Source organism: Nostoc sp. CHAB 5836, from assembly GCF_020829445.1.
Taxonomy (GTDB): domain Bacteria; phylum Cyanobacteriota; class Cyanobacteriia; order Cyanobacteriales; family Nostocaceae; genus Nostoc.
In genome coordinates this window covers 1-2755 of the sequence record NZ_JAIVFV010000356.1, presented here as the reverse complement: position 1 = coordinate 2755, position 2755 = coordinate 1, and the positions used below count along the sequence as shown (strand labels likewise).

Genomic DNA, 2755 nt, shown 5'->3' with positions numbered 1-2755 from the left:
CTACGGTAGTTCTACTTTTTCGATTTCACCGATAATCAGTGACATGGAAAAAGTTTTTGCCAAAAAGCTAGGCTTTGGTCATATCAAGAGAGCCAAGTTCTTAATTTTGGATAAAGTCGAGCTAAGATTTACTTTACAAATACCCTCTTACTCCTTGCAGATATCTACAATGACCGAGGTTTAGCGCATTTTGTCTTGCAAGATACCCAAGCAGCTATGCTCGACTTTAATCTAGCAATTGGTTTCAATGCTAACGATTATCAAGCGTACTTTAACGAGCTTTAGGGGTTTAAGTCCCCTGTCTCTACAGACAGCGCGAATTGAACGCCTAAATCTAAATCCCCGTCACAAAACGTAATTGTGAACTTGTGCCGAGCGAAGTCGAGGTATTGCGAAAAAGCGAACTTGTACTGAGCGTAGTCGAAGTAGCGCAGTCGAACTGCGTAGCCGAAGTATTGCGAATTGGTTATCTAAGTACTTTGAAAACCAAGGAAAGAGAGTTGGTTACCAAAAAACTCTAGATTTATTGAAGAACCTGCGACAACAAATTTCCTTTGCAACGGAAATCGCTCTTTTCTAAGACTGTCATCGCTATGTAAAATATCTACTAAAAAAGAAAAATATACTCGACCGCCTCAACTTTGTAGCAAAATACGTTACAAAATTTAGTTAATAATTACGAATTATTTTAACCATCTTAATTATCCTTGTCTTTTTACTAAAAATATGACATATTTGTTCGGATATCAAAAATGTTGATTTAAGTAAAAAACTACTTTCTCAATTTCATTCTTGATAGAAAAGTTTTCTTCGCAAGAAGAAAAATGTAGGTTCGTTTTTCATAGAGGCATTAGACAAAATGGCGCAAGACTTCAGTCAAGTTCTTTTAAAGAATACAGCAGGCAGTGTAACCATAGATTTGGTTGGTGAAAAGGGCAATGTAGTCGCGGGTGGCAATGGCACTGAGGGTGACGTCGTCCTGCTGAATAAAACAGGTAAAGAGACTGTTCACATCGATGGTGGTAACGGCAATATCACCTTGGGTGGCAATGATTCTGAAGGTGATGTCACTCTGATGAATAGAACAGGTAAAGAGACTGTTCACATTGATGGTGGTAGCGGCAATATCACCTTGGGTGGCAATGATTCTGAAGGTGATGCCACTCTGTTGAATAGAACAGGTAAACAGACTGTTCACATTGATGGTGGTAACGGCAATATCACCTTGGGTGGCAATGATTCTGAAGGTGATGCCACTCTGTTGAATAGAGCAGGTAAACAGACTGTTCACATTGATGGTGGTAGCGGCAATATTACCTTGGGTGGCAATGATTCTGAAGGTGATGCCACTCTGTTGAATAGAGCAGGTAAACAGACTGTTCACATTGATGGTGGTAACGGCAATATCACCTTGGGTGGCAATGGTTCTGAAGGTGATGCCACTCTGCTCGATAAAGCAGGTAAACAGAGTGTTCACATTGATGGTGGTAACGGCAATATCACCTTGGGTGGCGAAGGCCACAATGGGGACATCCGTCTTCTGAACAGTGCTGGTAAAGTCATCGTTCACATTGATGGTGGGACAGGTGACATCCTTGTCGGAGGTGCTTCACTCAAAACAGCCGACTTCGTTTTCGCAGCCAATTATGAGCTGCCAACTCTCAATGATATGCACACATTCATCCGTAAGAATGGTCATCTTCCTGGAATCCAATCAGGCGAAGATATGAAGAATACTGGCGTCAATCTCGCTGGATTTGCGATGAACCTGTTGCAAAAAGTGGAAGAGTTAACCCTCCATCTCATACATCAGGACAACACCATTCGTGAGCAGCAGAAACGCCTCGAACAATTGGAAAATCGGCATTGATAACTTCAAGTATGCATTAGCCTCACACAAAGAGAAAGACACTGAGGTGGTGAGGTAGCGCGGTTTTCTCCCAAGACAAGATGCCCGAAGATCTGTAGGGCGATAGCGAGTCTGCGAAGTCTGGGGGTTTCTCGACTTGAGGAAAGTGTCCGTCGCAAAGATGCAAAAAAATCGTAGTTTAGCTTGACTTTATCCAAAATGATGAACATCGGTTTTCTTTGTGTAGCAAAAACCCTGGCTTTTTGGTAAATACTTTTTCCACGTCACAGATTATCGATGAAGTTAAAAAAGTAAAACTACCATCGCACAAAGGTTTCAGCGATAGGAATGACGTTGCGACAAAAATGGATAAAGTCGAGCTAAGAGGTTCTTTGAAAAGTAGTTAACTGTGATTTTCAGCACCTATTGATCCCCCCGAATCCCCCTTATAAAGGGGGGAACCAGAATTAAAGTCCCCCTTTATAAGGGGGATTTAGGGGGATCAAGATATGTGCAACTTCACATTAAATTGGTATAAAACTTTTTGCTATGGGTATGAAGTAAGGAAGATTTAAACGAATACATTCTCTAGTAATTTCAAAGGCTAAAAATCCAACTACCTCTTCATGATCGCCTGTGGGTTGCGGCATTTCGACTATTACTCCATCATGCAATTCATAATGTTTTCCTGTGTTGTCAGGATATTTGGCAACGAATTCATCGAATGTAACTATAGTACTAGTATTTGATTTTTGAAATATACGTAGGGGAGCCAGTCGTTTGGGCGGGTTTCCCGACTTGAGCGAACTGGCGTTGTGTTAGCGAAGCGTAACGCACCCACCATCTCAAGCTTTTGGTGCGTTACGGCTTACGCCTAACACACCCTACAAATATTTAGATTTTTTC

At 41.5% G+C, this 2755-nt stretch carries 2 protein-coding genes and 1 pseudogene; 2 read left to right on the top strand and 1 reads right to left on the bottom strand.

From position 1 onward, the window contains the following. Positions 1–184 (top strand): hypothetical protein (locus tag LC605_RS32330; RefSeq protein WP_229551449.1); only part of this gene is annotated, 184 nt, incomplete at its 5' end. Between the two features lie 675 nt (positions 185–859). After that, positions 860–1870 (top strand): DUF4097 domain-containing protein, encoded by a 1011-nt coding sequence (locus LC605_RS32325; RefSeq protein ID WP_229551448.1) that lies wholly within the window; start codon positions 860–862, stop codon positions 1868–1870. Between the two features lie 530 nt (positions 1871–2400). On the opposite strand, the pseudogene LC605_RS32320 reads toward LC605_RS32325, so the two are convergent. Then, positions 2401–2583: pseudogene (locus LC605_RS32320) on the bottom strand (Uma2 family endonuclease); the annotation flags it as partial. Positions 2584–2755: the final 172 nt, after the last annotated feature.